Source organism: Achromobacter sp. D7-1 (assembly GCF_059760445.1).
Genome location: NZ_JCBAMT010000069.1, coordinates 19,053 through 37,497 on the forward strand (window position 1 = coordinate 19,053; position 18,445 = coordinate 37,497).

Consider the following 18,445-nt stretch of genomic DNA (forward strand, 5'->3'; position numbering starts at 1 on the left):
GGAATCAACCTCCGGTTTGTGCCCGCGCAGTTTCCCACACATGCGTCCAGCCCGGGGCCAGATGCGCGGCGCGCTCGGCGGCCAGGATCAGGCTGTCCTCGCGGGCGATACCCTTGCCTGCGATGTCGAAGGCGGTGCCGTGGTCCACGGACACGCGCACGACCGGCAGGCCCACCGTGATGTTCACGCCGTCGTCGCCATACACCGCCTTGAAGGGCGCGTGGCCCTGGTCGTGGTAACAGGCGATCACGAACTTCCACTTGCCGCGCACGGCTTGCGGGAACAGCGCGTCGGCCGGGATGGGGCCGGCGGCCAGGATGCCGGCGGCATTGGCTTCGGCCACGGCGGGCGCCAGGATGTCGGCGTCTTCGCTGCCGAAGATGCCGTTTTCGCCGGCATGCGGATTCAGGCCCGATACGGCCACCGGCTGGTCGCCGCGGCCCAGCGCCTGGGCGAACGAACCGGCCAGTCGCAGCACCGCGCGCATGCGCGCCGGGGTCAGGTCTTCGATGGCCTGGCGCAGCGACACGTGGGTGGTGGCGTGGAAAATGTAGAGGTCGCCGGCCGACAGCACCAGCGAGAAGGTCTTGACGCCGAACTCGTGCGCCAGCAGCTCGGTGTGGCCGGGCCACTTGTGGCCGGCGGCATGCATGGCGGCTTTGTTGAGCGGGGCGGTGACGATGCCGTCGACCTCGCCGGCGCGCGCCAGAGCGCAGGCCGTGGTGACGAAGCGTACCGAGCCGTCGCCCGCGTCCGCGCTGATCTCGCCCAGCTTTACATGGGCCAGCGAGGGGCCGGCCTGCAGTACTTCGATGGTGCCGGGAGTGTTGGCGCAGTCGGCCGCGCGCTCCAGCTTGCGCACGATAGCGGGGTCGCCGCCCAGGCTGCGCACGGCATTGGCCATCACGTCCACGTCGCCGACCACCAGCAGGCGGGCCTTTTGGCGCAGTTCATCATGGCCCATCAGCATCTTGGCGGTGATTTCCGGCCCGATGCCCGCCACGTCGCCCAGGGTTACGGCCAGCAGGGGCAGCTTGCCCGATTGGGGTTGTGTCATCGCTTGAATCTCCTGTCGCGGATCGCGCGCACCGCGCGAACCAGTACATCTTCGGTGCCAAAGCCGCCGGCCTTGGTCACCACGGGCAGGCCGGCGGCCGTGCCTCCGGTCAGCGTGCCCAGGGGCACGCCGCCCATTACTTCATCCACCAGCGCAATGCCGCGTGCGCCCAGCGCCACCAGCACGCTGCGCGCGCCGTCGCCACCGGTGGCAACCACGCCGGCCGCGTTGGCGCTGGCGATCAATTGCGCGGCCAGGCTGCCCAGGCGCGCGGCGACGGTCCCGGAATCCAGGCCGTCCAGTTGGCCTTCCGGCGCCAGCAGCAGCACCGTACCGGCCTGCGCGGGGGCTTGCGCGTGCGCCTGCAGCAGCGGCTGGCTCCAGGCCTGCCATGCGGCGTCGTCGGCCAATTGGGCCAGCGAGGGCGTCCAGGTGTCCGCGCCCGAGGCTTGCAGCGCGGCGGCTTGCGCCCGCGCTGCGCTGTGCTGCGAGGTCACCACCACCACGACCGGCGCGGTCTGGTCGGCGCCGGCCCAGACCCGGGCCAGCGGCACGGCCAGGCCGCCCGCGCCCACGGGCAGGGCGTGCACGCCAAGCAGGCCGATGGCGCGCGCCAGGCGCTCCAGGTCGGCTTCAGTGGCGGCATCGACCACCACGGTCTTGCCTGCCTGGCGGATGCGCGCAGCCAGCGCTTGCGGCGTGTCGTCTTCCTGCGCCGCGACGTGCGCGCAACCGAGCAGGGTGGGGATATGGCTTTCGGTCACGGGGGTCACCGGATCGGTGGCCGCCGAGGTCTCGGTGACCGGCTTGCCGTTGACGTAGAGCACGCCTTGTTCGACGGTGCGGCCGGTGGCCGGAAAGGCCGGGCAGATCACCGCGATGGTGTCCGGGCCCCAAGCCTCGCGCGCCGCGTCGATCTCGGCCTTGAAGGCGCCGCGCAAGGTGGAGTCCACTTTCTTGTACAGGCGCGTGACGCCGGCCGCACGCAGGCGCCGCACGTTCTGCCAGACGACTTCGGCCGCGTCGGCGGCCGACAGGGGGCGGCTGTTGGTCGTGACCGCCAACACTTCCACGCCGGCGGCGCCCGGACCCGACAGCGCCTCGTCGGCGCCGCCGATGGACAGGTGCGTGCTCCAGCCGGCGCGCACGAACTGCACCGCCGTGTCGCCGGAACCGGTCAGGTCATCGGCGACGATGGCGATGGCGGGATTCAAAGCGCTTCTCCGCGCGCTTCGCGCAGGGCGGGCGCGACCGTGGGGTCGGCGTCCTCGGACTTGAGCTCGCCGGCGCGCTTGAGGAAGTACGAGGCCAGCATCGGGGCCAGGATCGAGCTGATCAGCACGCAGGCAGCGACCTGCGCGGTGGCGGTCGACACGTATTGCTGGAAGTTGGGATCGGCTGCCGCCACGACCGCGGGAGTGGCGATGGCGTTGCCGGCGGTGGTGCCAGCCGCGAAGCCCAGGCCGCTCTTGCCGCCGCGCTTCAGGATGTAGCGATAGCCCAGGTAGACCAGGCCGCCAGTGATGGGGCTGATGATCAGGCCCAGGATCAGGCCGCTGATGCCGCCCGAAACCACGGCGCCCAGGTTGATGCCGGTACCCAGCGCGAAGGCGAAGAACGGGATGACGATGTTGGGCACGGGCTTGAGCACGTCGCGCCACTTGGGATCCAGGTTGCCGACCACCACGCCCAGCAGGAACGGCACCAGCGCCGCCACCAGGGCGATCATGGGGATGTCGGCCAGGCCCGAGGCGCCCAGGAACAGCAGGCTGAAGAAGGGGCCATCGTTGACCGCGCTGGCCACATAGGCGCCGCGGTCGCGGGCATCGCCGTACTGGCCGGTATAGGCCAGCCACAGGCCGCCGTTGCTGTTGTCGAAGGCCGCCAGCAGCGCCAGGATGGAGACGCCGAGCACGCCGTCCAGGCCGACATAGCTGCCCAGGATGATGATGAGGGTGGCGGGCACCAGCGTCTTCATCAGCAGGATGGTGCCGGCGGTGGCCAGGATGGGGCCGCCCGTGCGCGCATTGACCTGAGTGCCGGTGGCGAAGATCAGCAGCGCGATCAGGGGCAGGGCGCTGTTCTTGAACAGCGCCGTGGTGAAGCCGCCGATCGCCAGAGCGTCGGGCGCGAAGGTGCCGATCAGGGAACCCAGGATCAGCGGCACCAGCATCAATCCACCGGGGATTTTCTGCATCGTGCCAAAAAAGGGCGAGCGGGTAGTTTCGGTCGACACTATCGGAGTCTCCAGGACGGTTTTTCTGGGTTGCAGACGTTCGAGCGCGCGTCTGTCAGATGGTTGATCAGGGATGAAAAACCGTAGTGTACACCTGTACGTACAGCATGTACGTACAGGTTTTCCCGCCCAGGAGGGAGTTCCGATTTTAGAAGCGGTAGGCGCCGCTCAGCATGACGGTGCGGCGCGCGCCGTAGAAGCAGTCGCCGCGGTCCAGGCAGACCACTTCATAAGTGCGGTCCGCAATGTTGTTCACGTTCAACGCATAGCGCCAAGGGCCATTGTCGTAGCTGAGCATGGCGTCGAATAGCGTGACTGCCGGCGTCTCCGGGGCGCCGCCGTCGCGGAACGCCGACAGGTAGCGCACGCCCGCGCCCACCGCGAAGCCCGGCTGGCCGGCCAGCGCGAAGCGGTACTTGCCCCACATGGAGGCCATGTGCTTGGGCTGCGCCTCCAGCTGCGGATCCAGGTCGGTGTAGATGTAGTTGGCGATCACGTCCACGTCCTTGGTGACGCGGCCGCGCAGCTCCAGTTCCACGCCGCGGGTGCGGGTCTTGCCGGCCTGGATCTGGTTGTTGGGATTGTTCGGATCGTTGGTCTGGCGGTTCTTCTCGCGCAGGTCGTAGGCGGCGGCCGTGAATTCGATGTCGACATCCTTCGGCATGTACTTGATGCCGGCTTCGACCTGCTTGCCGCGCATGGGCTTCCAGCGCTGGTTGTAGAAGTCGGCGCCGGCGATAGGCGTGAACGATTCGCTGTAGCTGAGGTAGGGCGACCAGCCATTGTCCGCGGCGTACATCAGGCCGAAGCGCTTGGTGGTGGCCATGTCGGTTTCGCGGTCCTGGCCTTCGGTGGTGCTGTCGGCGCGGTCGCGGCGGATGCCGGCCAGGAAGATCCAGTTTTTGTCGAACTTGATCTGGTCCTGCGCGTAGAAGCCGATTTGCTGCTGGTTGATCTTGGGGTTGTCCGACAGTTCATACTCGGGCGCGTTGCCGTACACGGGGTGGTACAGGTTCAACGGCGAGCCCGCGCCGCCGGCGGTCTGGCTGGTCTCGCGGTAGCGCGAATAATCCATGCCGAAGATCACCGTGTGCTCCGTGCGGCCCCAGTTCAGCTTGCCTTCCAGGTTCTGGTCCGCCAGCAGCGTGCGCATGCGCGGCTTGTTGACATAGAAAATGCGGTCGACGGTGGTCTGTTCCGGATCGATGTAGGAATCGCCGCGGCGCGCGCCGTAGACGTTGGGATAGAGCGTCTTGTAGTCGACGCTGCTGACCGTGTTGCGGAAGTTCTGTCGCACTTTCCAAGTGTCGTTGAACTGGTGCTCGAACAGCCAGCCCACGCTGAATTGTTCGGTGTCGTAGGCGTCGAAACCGGGCTCGCTGGCAAAGCGCCGGGTCGGGATGCGGCCGTTGGGATTTTCCTGCACCGAGCCGCTCCACGGCAGGAAGGACTGCGTGGTGCCGGCGCGGTCCTTCTGCCAGGTGGCCTGCAGCGTCAACGAGGTTGCCGCGCTGGGGCGCCAGGTCAAGGACGGCGCCAGCATCAGGCGGTCGTCTGGCGCGTACTGCACCTGGGTGTCGCTGTCGCGCCCCACCGCAATGACGCGGTACAGCCACTGGCCGTCCTCGCTGGCTGGACCCGTGAGGTCGGCCTGGATCTCGCGGCGGTTGTGGTTGCCCAGCACCACGCCGATCTCGCGCTGCGTTTCTTCCAGTGGGCGCTTGCTGACCAGGTTGACGATGCCGCCGGTGCTGCCCTGTCCGTACAGCATGGAGGAAGGGCCGCGCAGCACTTCCACGCGCTCCATCGCATAAACCTCGGTGCGCGGATTGTTGAAGCTGAAATACTGGCGCAGGCCATCCAGGTACTGCACCGGTTCCACGCCGCGGACGCGCACGTAGTCGGCGCGGTTGTCCACGCCATAGGCGTTGGGGCGCACGCCGGCCGCGTAGTTCATGGTGTCCTGGATGTTCTGCGCGCCCTGGTCCACGATTTGCTCGCGGGGAATCACGGTGATTGCCTGCGGCGTTTCCGACAAAGGCGTGTCGGTCTTGGTCGCGGTGGCGCTGCGCGTGGCGACGTAGCCTTCGACCGGGCTGGTCGCGGTTTCGCCGGTGCCAGTGACCTGCACGGCGGGCAGGATGGTGGCGGGTTCGCTGGATGCGGCGGACTGGGCCTGGGCTGTGGCGCCCAGGCAGGCCGCAAGCGCGGCGGCGGTGGGCAACAGGACCAGCGGCCGCGCGCGCCGGGCGGCGGAATGAGAGTGGCGTTTCAATGGATTTCCCCTGCGGCCTGATATCAGCCGATTGCGCATGCAAATGACAACGATAACTATTATTAATTTAGTGGATCGCGGCTGTCAGGAAATGCATGGGCCGCAGATGTAAAAAAGCCCTGCAAAGCTTGCCGGGCGGTAAGGTGGAAGGGAAAAAACGCCGTGCTATCAGTGGCTTGCGGTCGCATCCGGAAGCGGCGTTGCCGCCACGCGCTTGTTGGCGGGGCGCGACAGATCGTTTACGCGTAGCGCGGCCGGCGGGTGCCGCCTTCACGCCGGCTGGCCTTTTCCGAGACGATGTTGTCCTCGGCCATGCGGCGGCCGCGTTGCTCGATGCGGCCCAGGAAATCGCGCAGCAAGGCGACCTCGTCGTCGCTCAGGTCCTGCACCAGCAGGTCATTCAGGTGCGAGACCTCGGGCAGCAGGGCATCGTAGCGGGCGATGCCTTCGGCCGTCGCTTCCACGCGCACCACGCGGCGGTCCGCGCTGTCGTGCAGGCGGCGCAGCCAGCCTTTCTCGCACAGCGCGCCCAGGGTGCGCGAAGTGCGCGTCAGGTCGAGCTTGGCGGCGGCCGCCAGTTCGGCCGAATTCATGGTGCCGCCCTCGACGGCACAGGCCAGCACACGCCATTCGCGGCGCGTGATGCCAAAGCGTCCTTCGCACAGGCGCAGGAATACCGGATTGGATTGCGACCACGCCTGGTACAGCCGGTACATCAGCATGTCGGCAAGCTGGCGTTGGCCGGGTTCGGGGATGTTCGGCATGGCGTTTCCTCCAGGTGGCGTTGCAGTTCGCGCTGCATATCGTTATGGGCAGTCCTGGATTAGATCAACAAATGCGCGCGTTGCTAAATTCAATTTCCCTATTTGGGTATCGGCCATGCAGTGACAACCATAATCGACAGCGGGCCGCTGTCTCCAGGAGTGGACCATGCGTAGATGGATATCAGGCGCTGCCGCGGCAGTGATACTTGCGGGGGGCGCGCCGCTTGCCGGCGCGCAGCAGGCCCCGCTGGACGGGACGCTGACGGTGGTGGTGGGCTATCCGCCGGGCGGCAGTTCGGACCGCATCGCGCGGCTGGTCGCGGACCGGCTCAAGGACCGGGTCGGCGTGCCTGTGGTGGTCGAGAACAAGACCGGGGCGGGCGGCCGCATCGCGGCGCAAGCCCTGCACGCGGCGCCGGCCAGCCAGAACGTGCTGATGCTGGCGAACCCGGCCGTGATGGTGGTGGCGCCGCTGGTCTACGCCCAACCTGGTTATGACGCGCAACGCGACTTCAAGCCCGTGTCGCTGGTCAGCAGCTACAAGTTTGCGCTGGCGGTGGCGGCGAATTCGCCGATCCAGGACCTGGCCGGCCTGCGGCAGTGGCTGAAGGCGAACCCCAAGCAGTTCGCCGTGGGCGTGCCGGCCACCGGCAGCCTGCCGCACTTCTTCGCGCTGATGCTGGGCCGCGAACTGGGCCAGGAACCGGAAGTGGTCGGCTACCGCGGATCGGCGCCGCTGATTTCCGAACTGATAGGGGGCATCCTGCCGCAAGGCATAGATACGCTGGACACCTTGCTGCCGCAGCATCGCGCCGGCAAGATCCGCATCCTTGCCGTGTCCGGCGACGCGCGCGATGCCGAACTGAAGGACGTGCCCACCTTCAAAGAGGGCGGGGTGAACCTGGCGGCTGACGGCTGGAACGCGTTCTTCGCGCCGGCTGCGATGCCGCAGGCCAAGGCGGACAGGCTGGGCGCTGACATCGCGGCGGTGCTGCGCGAGCCCGCCATGCAGGAAGCCGTGCGCGCCGCGTACCTGGAGCCGGTGTCGCTGGATGCGCGCGGTACGGCCGACGCCTTGGCCGCCTACCGCAAGCAATGGGAGCCCGTGGTGCGCGCATCCGGCTTCACGGCCACGCAATAGGAGGACGGCGATGAGCGATGTGCAGAACGTGTTGTTCATCATGGCCGACCAGCTGCGGGCGGATCACCTGAGCTGTTATGGCCATCCCTACCTGCAGACGCCCAGCCTGGACGCGTTGGCGGCGCGCGGCGCGCGCTTCGACCGCGCCTTCGTGAACTCGGGCGTGTGTGGACCGTCGCGCATGAGCTACTACACCGGCCGCTATCCCTCGCGCCACGGCGCCACCTGGAACCGCGTGCCGCTGTCGGTCAACGAGATCACGCTGGGCGAGTACCTGGCGGGGCAGGGCCGCGAACTGGCGCTGGCCGGCAAGACCCACATCATCCCCGACAAGGCCGGCATGGAGCGGCTGGCCATCGACGGCAGCTCCGAGCTGGGCGTACTGCTCAGCCGCGGCGGCTTCGCCGAACTGGACCGCTACGACGGCCACCACGCGCCGGGCGACGAAAGCGGCTATCCCGCCTTTCTGCGGCGCCACGGCTACGAGAGCGCGGACCCCTGGAGCGACTACGTGATCGCTGCGGTCGACGCGGGCGGCCGGGTGGTCAGCGGCTGGAACATGCGCAACGCGCATCTGCCCGCGCGCGTGGCCGAGCCGCATTCCGAGACCGCTTACATGACGGACCAGGCGCTGGACTTCATGAAGCGGCGCGGCAGCCAGCCCTGGGTGCTGCACCTGAGTTACGTGAAGCCGCACTGGCCCTACATGGCGCCGGATCCCTATCACAAGCGCTACACCCCGGACCAATGCCTGCCGGTCCGGCGCAATCGGGAAGAACTGGAGACGGCGCACCCGGTGGTGGCTGCCTACCGGCAGCATGAAGAGAGCGTCAGCTTTGCCACCGACGATTGCGTGCGCGTGGTGCGTCCGGCCTACCAGGGCTTGATCCGGCAGCTGGACGATCATCTGGGCCGGCTGTTCGACTACATGGAAGGCGCGGGCCTGATGAAGAACACGCTTATCGTGTTCACTTCGGACCACGGCGATTTCCTCGGCGATCACTGGCTGGGCGAAAAAGAGCTGTTCTACGACACCGCGCAGCGCGTGCCCTTCATCGTCATGGACCCTTCGGCCGCGGCCGACGCCACCCGCGGCCGTGCACTGGACGACATGGTGGAAAGCGTGGACCTGGTGCCCACGGTGCTGCGCGCGCTGGGCACGCCCGGGCCCGGCCACCGGCTGGAGGGCCGCGAATTGCAGACTTTGCTGCACGGCAGCGACGTCGCCACGCCTTGGCGCGACTGCGTGTACTCCGAGCTGGACTACAGCTTCCGTCAGGCTCGCGTTGCTTGCGGCAAGACGCCGCAGAACGCCCGCGCCTGGTCGGTGCGCACGGACCGCTGGCGCTACGTGTACTGGCTGGACGAGCGCGAGCAGCTATTCGACCTGCAGGCCGATCCCGACGAGTACCAGGACCTGGGCGCGAGCAGCGCGCACGCCGAAACGCGCCAGGCGCTGCGCCAGCGCCTGCTGGAATGGATGCTGCGCGGCAAGCGCCGCACCACCATCAGCGACGAAGCCGTGGAAAAGGGCACCAACGCCCACAAGCGGGCAGGGGTGTACTTCGGCCAGTGGTAGTCCGGACTGTGGTGCAAGGCTCCGGCTCGCGTTCCCGGCGAGCCGGCGGATTCAGGCCTGGCCCGGCAGCCGGACGGGCGCCGGCGCGGCCTGCTGCGCTGCCGGCTTGAGCTCGCGGCGCAGGATCTTGCCGACGTTGGTGCGCGGCAGGTCGTCGCGGAACTCGATGTAGCGTGGCACCTTGTAGCCGGTCAGTTGCTTGCGGCAATGCGCGATCAGGGTTTCGGCATCCAGCGCGGGATCCTTGCGGATCACATACAGCTTGACGGCTTCGCCCGAGCGCTCGTCTGGCACGCCTACCGCCGCCACTTCGCGCACGCCCGGATGCAGGGCGGCCACGTCCTCGACCTCGTTGGGATAGACGTTGAAGCCAGACACCAGAATCATGTCCTTCTTGCGGTCCACCAGGAACACGTAACCCTTCTCGTCCACATAGCCGACGTCGCCGGTGCGCAGGAACCCATCTGGATACAGCACCAGCGCGGTTTCGTCGGGCCGTTGCCAATAGCCCTGCGTGACCTGGGGGCCGCGCACGCAGATTTCGCCGGTCTCGCCTATGCCCAGTTCACGGCCTTCGTCGTCGCGGATGGAGATTTCGGTGGACGGCACCGGCAGGCCGATAGATCCGGTGAATTCCCGCACGTCCAGCGGATTGATCGTGACCGCGGGCGAGGTTTCGGTCAGGCCGTAGGCCTGCGCCAGCGAACGGCCGGTGACGGCGCGCCAGCGGTCCGCCACGGAGCGCTGTACCGCCATGCCGCCGCCCATCGTCAGGCACAGCCGCGAAAAATCCAGGCGTGCGAAATCCGGGTTGTTGAGCAGCGCATTGAACAGAGTGTTTACGCCCGTGAAGGCCGAGAACGGCACCTTGCGCATTTCCTTGACCAGCCCGGGGATGTCGCGCGGGTTGATGATGAGCAGGTTGCTGGCGCCCATCTTCATGAAGGTCAGGCAGTTCGCCGTCAGCGCGAAGATGTGATACAGCGGCAAGGCCGTCACGATGCATTCCTCGCCTTCGGTCACCAGCGGCCTGACCCAGGCATAGGCCTGGTTCAGGTTGGCCACCAGGTTGCCGTGCGTCAGCATGGCCGCCTTCGCTACGCCGGTGGTGCCGCCGGTGTATTGCAGGCAGGCCAGGTCGCGCTGGTCCAGCGCGACTTCCGTGAAGGGCGCGGCGGCTGCGGCGCGCAGCGCATCGCCCAACCGGACGGCGCCGGGCAGGGACCAGGCGGGCACCATGCGCTTGACGCGGCGGACCACGAAATCCACCAGGCGCCCCTTGAGCGGCCCCAGCAGCTCGCCGATGGACGTCACCACCACGCGCTCGATCGCGGTCCCTTCCAGGGCTTTTTGCACGGTGGCGGCGAAGTTGTCCGCCACGACGATCACGCGGGCGCCCGAGTCGGCCAGCTGGTGCTGGAGTTCATGCGGGGTGTAGAGCGGATTGCAGTTGACCACCACGCAGCCGGCGCGCAGGGCGCCGAACAGGCACACGGGGTACTGCAGCAGGTTGGGCATCATCAGCGCGACGCGGTCGCCGCGGCCCAGGCCGTTGGCGTGCAGCCAGGCGGCGAAGTCGCGCGTCAGCCGGTCCAGCTCGGCATAGCTGAGCGACTTGCCCATGCTGATGTACGAGGTCTTGCCGGCATAGCGCCGGCAGCTCTCGCGCACGACCGAAACCAGCGTCGTCACGCCGTCCATCTCGATCTCCGCGGGTACGCCCGCGGGATAGCTTTTCTGCCAGATTCGTTCCATTTACCGGGTTTCCGTCTAGGGCCTGTACTGCAGGACGCGCCTGGAGCGCTAGCCGCCCAGCAGGGCTTTTTTCAGGGAGGCTTGGGCGGGCTTTTCGCCCAGCCAGACCCGCAGCAGGGCGCGCGCGAATGCGGGGCTGTCGATGCGGCCGCGCAGTTTGCCGTTATCCGTGACCGCGACGCCGCGGGCGTCGAAATCCAGGTCGACCACGTCGCCTTCGCGCACCGAGCCGATTTCCGCCATCAGGGCGGACAGGCGGCCGGCCGGCGCTTTCAGCTCGGCCAGTTCCTGTGTGGACGTATTGTCGCGCAAACCGTCCTGCAGGGCTTCATCCAGGCTCTTGCTGTCCACGTCGCGCAGCAGCCGCAAGCGCATGCGGCGCGGCTCATCGCTGTTGATCAGCGCGGCCGCATCGCTGGTTTTCGCGGTGGCGTACAGCGCGGCCACGTAGACTTTGACGACGAACTTGGTGCGCACGCCGGCGCCGTTCAGCACCAGCGCGCGGCCGCCCTCCGACAGGCTGTCCGGCACGCGCACGCCGGCGACTTCCAGGTCGGCGGCTTGGGCGGGGGCGCCAGCCAGGCAGGCGGCAAGCATCAGGCTCAGGGCGAGGGTTCGCCCTCCGGGGATACGGCGCATGAGTCTCCTCCAGTGTTCTTTTGTTTGTAGAACTTCTTGTCTGCGATATAGATCGTGCGTTCCACGACGGCGTAGACCACGCCGTCGCGATCCTTGAGTTCCACCGTGTAGGTCCGGGTGGTTTCATGCTCGCGCGCCAGGATCGCGCGGATTTCCGCGATTTCGCCGGGCGCGAGCCGGAAGTCCACGTACAGCGTGGCATATGCCGGCTTGCGATAACGGATGGAGGCGGCCTTGTCCCACACGATGTGGTCCGCGCCCAGCGCGGACATCAGCATCGTGGGGTGGGCGCCGTCGGTCACGGCGAACAGCGAACCGCCGTACATCGAGCCGACGATATTGCGGGTGCGCCGCAGCAGCGGCAGCTTGATGCGGATATGGTGGAAGTCCGCGGACACGTGCACCACTTTGCCGCCGGTGGCGCGGAACGCCGGATGCAGGTTGAAGCCCACCCGCATCAGGCGCGCCCGCCATGTCGGCGACAGGTTCTTGAACCAATAGGGCTTCATGCTCCGCGCCGCTCCGCCTACATCGCCTCGAACAGGCCGGCCGCGCCCATGCCGGTGCCGATGCACATGGTCACCAGCCCATACTTGTCGCCTGTGCGGCGCAGGCCGTGGGTGATGGTGGCGGTGCGGATCGCGCCCGTGGCGCCCAGCGGGTGGCCCAGCGCGATCGCGCCGCCCAGCGGGTTCACCTTGGCCGGATCCAGCTTCAGTTCGCGGATGACGGCCAGCGACTGGGCGGCGAAGGCTTCGTTCAGTTCGATCCAGTCCAGCGCGTCCTGGCCGATGCCGGCGCGTTGCAGCACCTTGGGAATCGCTGCCACGGGGCCGATGCCCATGACCTCGGGCGGCACGCCGGCCACGGCGAAGCCGGCAAAGCGCGCCAGCGGGCTGAGGTTGAATTCGCGCAGGATGCGGTCGGACACCAGGATCACGGCGGCGGCGCCGTCGGACATCTGCGAGCTGTTGCCGGCGGTGACGCTGCCGCGCGCGGCGAACACGGGCTTCAGCCGGGCCAGCGCCGCGGCGCTGCTGTCCGGGCGCGGACCCTCGTCCACCTCGACCAGGCGGCGCGTGACACGCACCGTGCCGCTGGCGTCGCCGGGCTGGCGCGACACCGTTTCATAGGGGGTGATCTCGGCGCGGAAATGGCCGGCGGCGATGGCGGCGCAGGCCTTCTGGTGCGAGGCCAGGGCGAAGGCGTCCTGGTCCTCGCGCGAGATCTTCCAGCGTTCGGCGACCTTCTCGCCGGTCAGGCCCATGCCGAAGGCCATGCCGATGTTTTCCTGGTGTTCGAAGATGGCCGGGTTCATCGACACCTTGTTGCCCATGATCTGCGGCATGGCGCTCATGGATTCGGTGCCGGCGCCTATCATGATGTCGGCTTCGCCGGTGCGGATGCGGGCCGCGGCGTCAGCCACCGCCTGCAGGCCGGAGGCGCAGAAGCGGTTCACGGTGACGCCGGCCACGCTTTGCGGCAGGCCGGCGAGCAACAGGCCGATGCGGGCCACGTTCATGCCCTGTTCGGCTTCCGGCATGGCGCAGCCGGCGATGACGTCGTCGATGCGCGCGGCGTCCAGGCCCGGGACCTGCGCCAGCGCGCCATTGAGCGCGGCCGCCAGCATGTCGTCGGGGCGGGTGGTGATGTAGGCGCCGTTGCGCTTGCCCACCGGCAGGCGCGTGGCGGCGACGATGTAGGCGTCTTGAATCTGCTTGCTCATGTCAGTTCCTCAAAGGCTTGCCGGTGTCCAGGGTGTGGCGGATGCGGGCCTGGGTTTCAGGCGTGCGCAGCAGCGCCACGAATTCCTTGCGTTCCACGGCCAGCAACCATTCCTCGTCCACCTTGGCGCCGGTTTCGACCTCGCCGCCGCACAGGGCGACGGCGGCGCTGCGCGCCACGCGGTAATCGTGCGCGCTGATCATGCCGCCTTCGCGCATGTTGACCAGCACCATTTCGAAGTTGGCGATGCCGTTGCGGCCGGCGACGGGAATGTCGCGCAGGCGGGGCGGCGGGGTGTAGCCGGCCTCGGCCGCGGCCCGGGCCTGGCCGATGGCGACGTACAGCAGCTCGTCCGGATGGAACACGACGATGTCGTGTTCGCGGGCGAAGCCCGTGGCGATCGCTTCGAGCGCGCTCTTGGCGACCTGCGCCATGGCAATGGTCTGGAACACCGGCTGCAGGTAGGGGAAGACCTCGCCCGGCGTGGCGGTCGTGGCCGCCAGGGCGGCGGCGCGGCCGGCGAATTCCTTGCTGCCGCCGCCGGCCGGAATCAGCCCGACGCCGGCTTCCACCAGCCCGACATAGCTTTCCAGCGCCAGCACCCGGTGCGAGGCATGCATCAGGAATTCGCAGCCGCCGCCCAACGCCATGCCCTGCACCGCCGCCACGGTGGGAATCTGCGCGTACTTGAACGACTGCGAGGTGCGCTGGAATTTCTCGACCGTGGCTTCCAGCATGTCCCACTGGCCGGCGGCGCAGGCCTCGGCGACCTGCTGCAGGTTGGCGCCCACGGCGAAGGGCGCGTCATGCCAGATGACCAGGCCGTCGTATTCACGTTCGGCGCGCGCCACCGCCTGCAGGATGCCTTCCAGCACTTCGGCGCCCAGGGTGTGGTTCTTCGAGGTGACCGAGAGGATGGCCACGCCGGCGTCGGCCTGCGGCAGGTTCCACAGGCGCACGCCTTCGTTTTCCCAGATCGTGACGCCGCGCTCGCTGGCGCCTTCGCCGTAGACGCGCTCGGGGAACAGCTGGCGGCGGTACACCGGCAGCGTCGAGCGCGGGCGCAGCTGGCCGGTGCGCGCCGAGTAGGAGCCTTGCGGCGCATGCACGCCCTGGCGGTCCGGTTCCAGCGCCCAGGCGGGCAGCGGCGCATCGCTCATGGCCTGGCCGGCGGCGATGTCCTCGGCAACGGCTGCGGCGATGGCCTGCCAACCGGCGGCCTGCCAGGTCTCGAACGGACCTTGGGCCCAGCCGAAGCCCCAGCGCATGGCCAGATCCAGGTCACGGGCGTTGTCGGCCACGTGTTCAAGCTGCACGGCGCTGTAGTGGAAGATGTCGCGGAACAGGCTCCACAGGAACTGGGCCTGGGGGTGGCCGCTGGCGCGCAGCGCGGCAAAGCGCTTACCCGGGTCGCGTTCCTTCAGCAGGGCGGCGACTTCGTCGGCCAGCTTGCCGGCGCCGGGCGCGTAGTCCTGCGCCTTCAGGTCCAGCACCTGGATTTCGCGGCCCTGCTTGCGGTAGACGCCGGCGCCTGTCTTCTGGCCCAGCGCGCCCTTGGCGATCAGGGCCGAGAGCCACTCGGGCAGCTTGAAGTAGCGGTGCCAGGGATCGTCCGGCAGATTCTTTTCCATGGTGCCGACCACGTGGGCCAGCGTGTCCAGGCCGACCACGTCGGCGGTGCGGTAGGTGGCGCTCTTGGGGCGGCCGATCTTCGGCCCGGTCAGCGCGTCGACCTCGTCGAACGCCAGGCCGAGGCGGGCCGTGTGGTGCATGGCCGCCAGGATCGAAAACACGCCGATGCGGTTGGCCACGAAGTTGGGCGTGTCCAGCGCGCGGATCACCCCCTTGCCGAGGGTCGAGGTCAGCCAGGTTTCAAGCTGGTCGAGCACGGCGGGCTGGGTGTGCGAGGTGGCGATGATCTCCACCAGCCGCATGTAGCGGGGCGGATTGAAAAAGTGGATGCCGCAAAAGCGGTCGCGCAGGCCCGCGGGCAGGGCGTTGGCCAGCGCGTCGATCGACAGGCCCGAGGTGTTGGAGGCGATGATGGCGCCAGGGGCCACGTGCGGCGCGATGCGCTCGTACAGCGCGGTCTTCCAGTCCATGCGTTCGGCGATGGCCTCGATGACCAGGTCGCAGCCGCGCAGCTGTTCCAGGTCGTCGTCGTAGTTGGCGGGCGTGATGTACGCCAGGCGCGCAGCGCCGGCCAGCGGCGCGGGCTCCAGCTTCTTCAAGCCGGCGATCGCCTTCTTGACCGTGCCGTTGCGGTCGCCTTCGGGGGCGGCCAGGTCGAACAGCGTGACGGGCACGCCGGCATTGGCCAGATGGGCGGCGATCTGCGCGCCCATGACGCCGGCCCCCAGGACGGCGACGTGTTTGACGACGAACTTGCTCAAGGCAGTCTCCTGAAAAAAAGCGGATGGCGGGGCGGACCGGACCGGACTGGCCCGCCATCCGGGGCGGGTTAGAAGCGGGACGACAGCTGTATGCCCAGGATGTGGGCATTGCTGTCATAGGTGCCCGCGACGCGGCCCTTGGTCAGCTGGCTGCCGGACGTCGTATCGATGTCCGTCTTGCGCAGATAGAGATAGGTATAGCCCACGTCGAGCGTGGTGTCCTTGGTGGCCTGCCACTGCACGCCGGTCGAGAGCCAGTAGCGGTCGTTGTCCGGCAGCGAGGTCGGGCGGTCGGCTTCCTTGTACACGGGCGACTGGTCGAAGGCGACGCCGAACTTCCACTTCCAGTTGGGCGCGAACTTGTAGTTGGCGCCCAGGGCGACGCGCCAACTGTCGCGGAAGTTCAGCGGCAGCTCGTCATCGCGCGCGCCAGGGCCCGAGTTGCGGATCTTCAGGTTGGGGATGCTGCTCCAGCCGGTCCATGAGACGTCGCCCAGCAGCTCCCAGCGTTCGTTCAACTGGTGGGCCGCGCTCAGGATCAGTGTGTCGGGCAGGGACACGGTTGCCTTGGCATCGAACGACACCGAGTTGCCACGCGGATAGATGCTGGTGATGTCAGTATCGCCCTTGGCCGTGTGCTTGATCTTGGAGCGGTAGGACAGGCCGATGCGGGTGTCTTCCGTCGGTTGCAGCATGAAGCCCACGTTCCAGCCCCAGGCGTCGCCCTTGAGGTTCAAGTCGGCGTCGCCAGTGGTGCCCAGCGGCAGGCCTGGAACCGGCAGCACGGTCTTCTTCTTGTAATTGGCGTCGATGTGCTGCCAATTCAGGCCAAAGCCCATGGAGAACTTCTCGTTGACCTTGTAGGCGATCGACGGGTTGACGTTGATCGTCTTGATCTCGAACTTGTTGGAGTGGTACTGGCCCACCCAGCCGTCGTCGTACTCGGTCATCAGGCCGAAGGGCGCGCCCACGCCCAGGCCGATGTACCACTGTTCGTTCAATTGCCAGGAGGCGTACATATTGGGCACCACGCCCAGGTTGCCGGCGTCGCCGCCGTTGCCGCCGGTCGGGCGCGATCCGCCCAGGCCGGTGCCCGGCAGGCCGGGAATGCTGGGGTTGCGGCTGTCGCCGTTGTCGGAAAACTTGAACGACGGCTTGATCAGGTTGACGCCGCCGGACACGTTGAAGCCGGGCAGGTAGGTCATGCCGGCCGGGTTGTAATAGATGATGCTGGCGTTCTCCGGATTCGCCGCAGAGCCCGCATAGGCGTTGCCCAGGCCGCTGGCGTTCTGCTCCAGGAGCTGAAAGCCGGCCGAGTGCGTTGCCGTGGTCGCGCCCAGGCCGACCACGAGGGCCGACAAGGTGCTCAGGGACAATGAACGTCTGCTCATGGTACTGCCTCCTCGTGATGGATAGATGTCTCTATGGCACTGCCGGTCTTGTCGTTCCGGTTTAGGGGGTACAGGTCCTAATCGGCCTCAGCCGGTCTTATATCGCGCAATGCTTTACTGCTCTGGTAATGCAAGGGGCCGCCCGTGAATGGCGCGAACCCCGTTCCGAAAATCACGCCCGCGTCCGCCAGGTCGGCGTCGGCGACGATGCCCGCATCCACGCGCTGGCGCGTGGCGTCTATCAGCGGCTGGATCAGGCGCTGCGCCAGCCCGGCGGGCGCGCCGGCGGGGCTGGCGCCCTTGACCGGCTTGCCGTCGCGCCAGGCGTAGAAGCCGCGGCCGCTCTTCTTGCCCAGGTCGCCGCGCGCCAGGCGCTCGGCCAGGCAGCGCGGCGGCTCGGCGCCGCCAGCAAGTTCCTCGCCTGCCGCGCGCGCGATGTCCAAGCCCACGGTATCGGCCAGCTCCAGCGGTCCCATCGGCATGCCGAAGGCCACCATGGCCGCGTCCACGGCCTCGGGCGCCAAGCCCTCATCCACGCTGCGCATGGCCTCCAGCATATAGGGCGCCAGCACGGCGTTGACCAGGAAGCCCGGCGCGCTCTTGACCGGCAGCGCCAGCTTGTCGATCTGCCCGACGAAGGCGCAGGCGCGGGCTTGCGCGTCGCCTGCGTCGCCTTCGGCGTGCACCACCTCCACCAGGGGCATCTTGGCCACGGGATTGAAGAAGTGGATGCCCACCAGACGTTCTGGGTGCGCAAGGCCTGCGCGCAAGGTCTCCAGTGCCAGGCTGGAGGTGTTGGTGGCGAGCAGGGCATCGGCCTTCATGCGCGGTTCCAGCGAACGGTAGAGCGCGCGTTTGGCCTCGGGCTGTTCGCTGATGGCTTCGATGACGATGTCGGCCAGCGGCACGCCGCCGCCCGCCGGATCGGGCACCAGGCGGTCGAACGCGGCGCGCGCCAGGCGCGGGTCCTTCAGGCGGCGTGAGTACAGCTGGGCGGCGCGCTTGATGGCCGGCGCGATGCGCGCCATATCCTGGTCCTGCAAGGTGACCGTCATGCCCTTGAGCGCGCACCAGGCGGCGATATCGCCGCCCATCACCCCGGCGCCTACCACGTGCACATGGCGCGCGGGCGCGATGCCGGCCTGTTTGCCGTTGGCCTTCAGCCGCTCCTGCAGGCGGAACACCCGCAGCAGGTTGCGGGCGGTGTCGGAGGAAATGATGCGGTCGATCAGCGCGGGCGCCTGCAGGGCGTTGCCGCCGTGTTTTTCCCAGATATCGACGATGGCGGGCGCGGCGGGATAGTGGCCCAGCGGATCCTTGGCGGCGATCTGCTTGCGGGCGCGGCTGGCGACGATGGCCTTGAGCGGCCAGCGGTTGGCCCAGCCGCCGAAGCCGCGCGCGCGGCGCGGCGCCTTGCGCGACAGCACCGTCTGGCGCGCGGCGGCCAGCAGCAGGCGCGGCGGCACGCGCGCGTCGGCAAGACCCAATGC

Annotated in this window: 14 protein-coding genes; 2 read left to right on the forward strand and 12 right to left on the reverse strand. The window is 68.1% G+C overall.

From position 1 onward, the window contains the following. Positions 1-4 precede the first annotated feature (4 nt). The 5 genes from pdxA to AC6LKD_RS24430 all read right to left on the reverse strand — a co-directional run bounded on the left by pdxA (position 5) and on the right by AC6LKD_RS24430 (position 6,332). Entirely contained in the window at positions 5-1,057 is a 1,053-nt protein-coding gene (gene pdxA, locus AC6LKD_RS24410) for a 4-hydroxythreonine-4-phosphate dehydrogenase PdxA (protein ID WP_013395138.1), read from the reverse strand. Then, positions 1,054-2,271: a D-threonate kinase gene (dtnK, locus tag AC6LKD_RS24415; protein ID WP_498117712.1), complete on the reverse strand. Its 1,218-nt coding sequence runs from the start codon at positions 2,269-2,271 to the stop codon at positions 1,054-1,056. The genes pdxA and dtnK overlap by 4 nt, the downstream gene beginning before the upstream one ends. After that, positions 2,268-3,293: a 2-keto-3-deoxygluconate permease gene (locus tag AC6LKD_RS24420; RefSeq protein ID WP_013395136.1), complete on the reverse strand. Its 1,026-nt coding sequence runs from the start codon at positions 3,291-3,293 to the stop codon at positions 2,268-2,270. Before AC6LKD_RS24420 ends, dtnK begins: the two co-directional genes overlap by 4 nt. Before the next feature lie 148 nt (positions 3,294-3,441). Next, a complete protein-coding gene (locus AC6LKD_RS24425) occupies positions 3,442-5,568 on the reverse strand; it encodes a TonB-dependent siderophore receptor (protein ID WP_498117713.1) in 2,127 nt (708 codons plus the stop codon). A 239-nt stretch (positions 5,569-5,807) separates the two neighbouring features. Next, the gene (locus AC6LKD_RS24430; RefSeq protein WP_013395134.1) at positions 5,808-6,332 is read right to left on the reverse strand and encodes a MarR family winged helix-turn-helix transcriptional regulator; all 525 of its coding nucleotides are present in this window, start codon (positions 6,330-6,332) and stop codon (positions 5,808-5,810) included. 166 nt (positions 6,333-6,498) lie between these two features. Between AC6LKD_RS24430 and AC6LKD_RS24435 the strand changes: the two genes are divergently transcribed. Together AC6LKD_RS24435 and AC6LKD_RS24440 are read left to right on the forward strand one after the other, a co-directional pair. Then, on the forward strand, positions 6,499-7,473 hold the full coding sequence (locus AC6LKD_RS24435; protein ID WP_013395133.1) for a tripartite tricarboxylate transporter substrate-binding protein: 975 nt from the start codon (positions 6,499-6,501) through the stop codon (positions 7,471-7,473). A 10-nt stretch (positions 7,474-7,483) separates the two neighbouring features. After that, a complete protein-coding gene (locus tag AC6LKD_RS24440) occupies positions 7,484-9,052 on the forward strand; it encodes a sulfatase-like hydrolase/transferase (RefSeq protein WP_498117714.1) in 1,569 nt (522 codons plus the stop codon). Positions 9,053-9,103: 51 nt separating this feature from the next. Here AC6LKD_RS24440 and AC6LKD_RS24445 read toward each other — a convergent pair whose 3' ends face one another. The 7 genes from AC6LKD_RS24445 to AC6LKD_RS24475 all read right to left on the reverse strand — a co-directional run. Further along, complete coding sequence (locus AC6LKD_RS24445) at positions 9,104-10,807, reverse strand: AMP-binding protein (RefSeq protein ID WP_498117715.1); 1,704 nt, start codon at positions 10,805-10,807, stop codon at positions 9,104-9,106. A gap of 48 nt (positions 10,808-10,855) precedes the next feature. Further along, positions 10,856-11,446 (reverse strand): chalcone isomerase family protein, encoded by a 591-nt coding sequence (locus AC6LKD_RS24450; protein ID WP_498117716.1) that lies wholly within the window; start codon positions 11,444-11,446, stop codon positions 10,856-10,858. Beyond that, positions 11,410-11,955 carry a PaaI family thioesterase gene (locus tag AC6LKD_RS24455; RefSeq protein WP_498117717.1) on the reverse strand — a complete coding sequence of 182 codons (546 nt, stop codon included), beginning with the start codon at positions 11,953-11,955 and terminating at the stop codon, positions 11,410-11,412. Before AC6LKD_RS24455 ends, AC6LKD_RS24450 begins: the two co-directional genes overlap by 37 nt. A 17-nt stretch (positions 11,956-11,972) precedes the next feature. After that, a complete protein-coding gene (locus AC6LKD_RS24460; RefSeq protein ID WP_498117718.1) occupies positions 11,973-13,172 on the reverse strand; it encodes an acetyl-CoA C-acyltransferase in 1,200 nt (399 codons plus the stop codon). A gap of 1 nt (position 13,173) precedes the next feature. After that, positions 13,174-15,564 (reverse strand): 3-hydroxyacyl-CoA dehydrogenase/enoyl-CoA hydratase family protein, encoded by a 2,391-nt coding sequence (locus tag AC6LKD_RS24465; RefSeq protein WP_498117719.1) that lies wholly within the window; start codon positions 15,562-15,564, stop codon positions 13,174-13,176. A gap of 68 nt (positions 15,565-15,632) precedes the next feature. Then, positions 15,633-16,955, reverse strand: coding sequence for an OmpP1/FadL family transporter (locus AC6LKD_RS24470; RefSeq protein WP_013395126.1), 1,323 nt, complete (start codon positions 16,953-16,955; stop codon positions 15,633-15,635). 77 nt (positions 16,956-17,032) lie between these two features. Next, on the reverse strand, positions 17,033-18,445 hold a 1,413-nt coding region (locus AC6LKD_RS24475), incomplete at its 5' end, for a 3-hydroxyacyl-CoA dehydrogenase family protein (protein ID WP_498117720.1).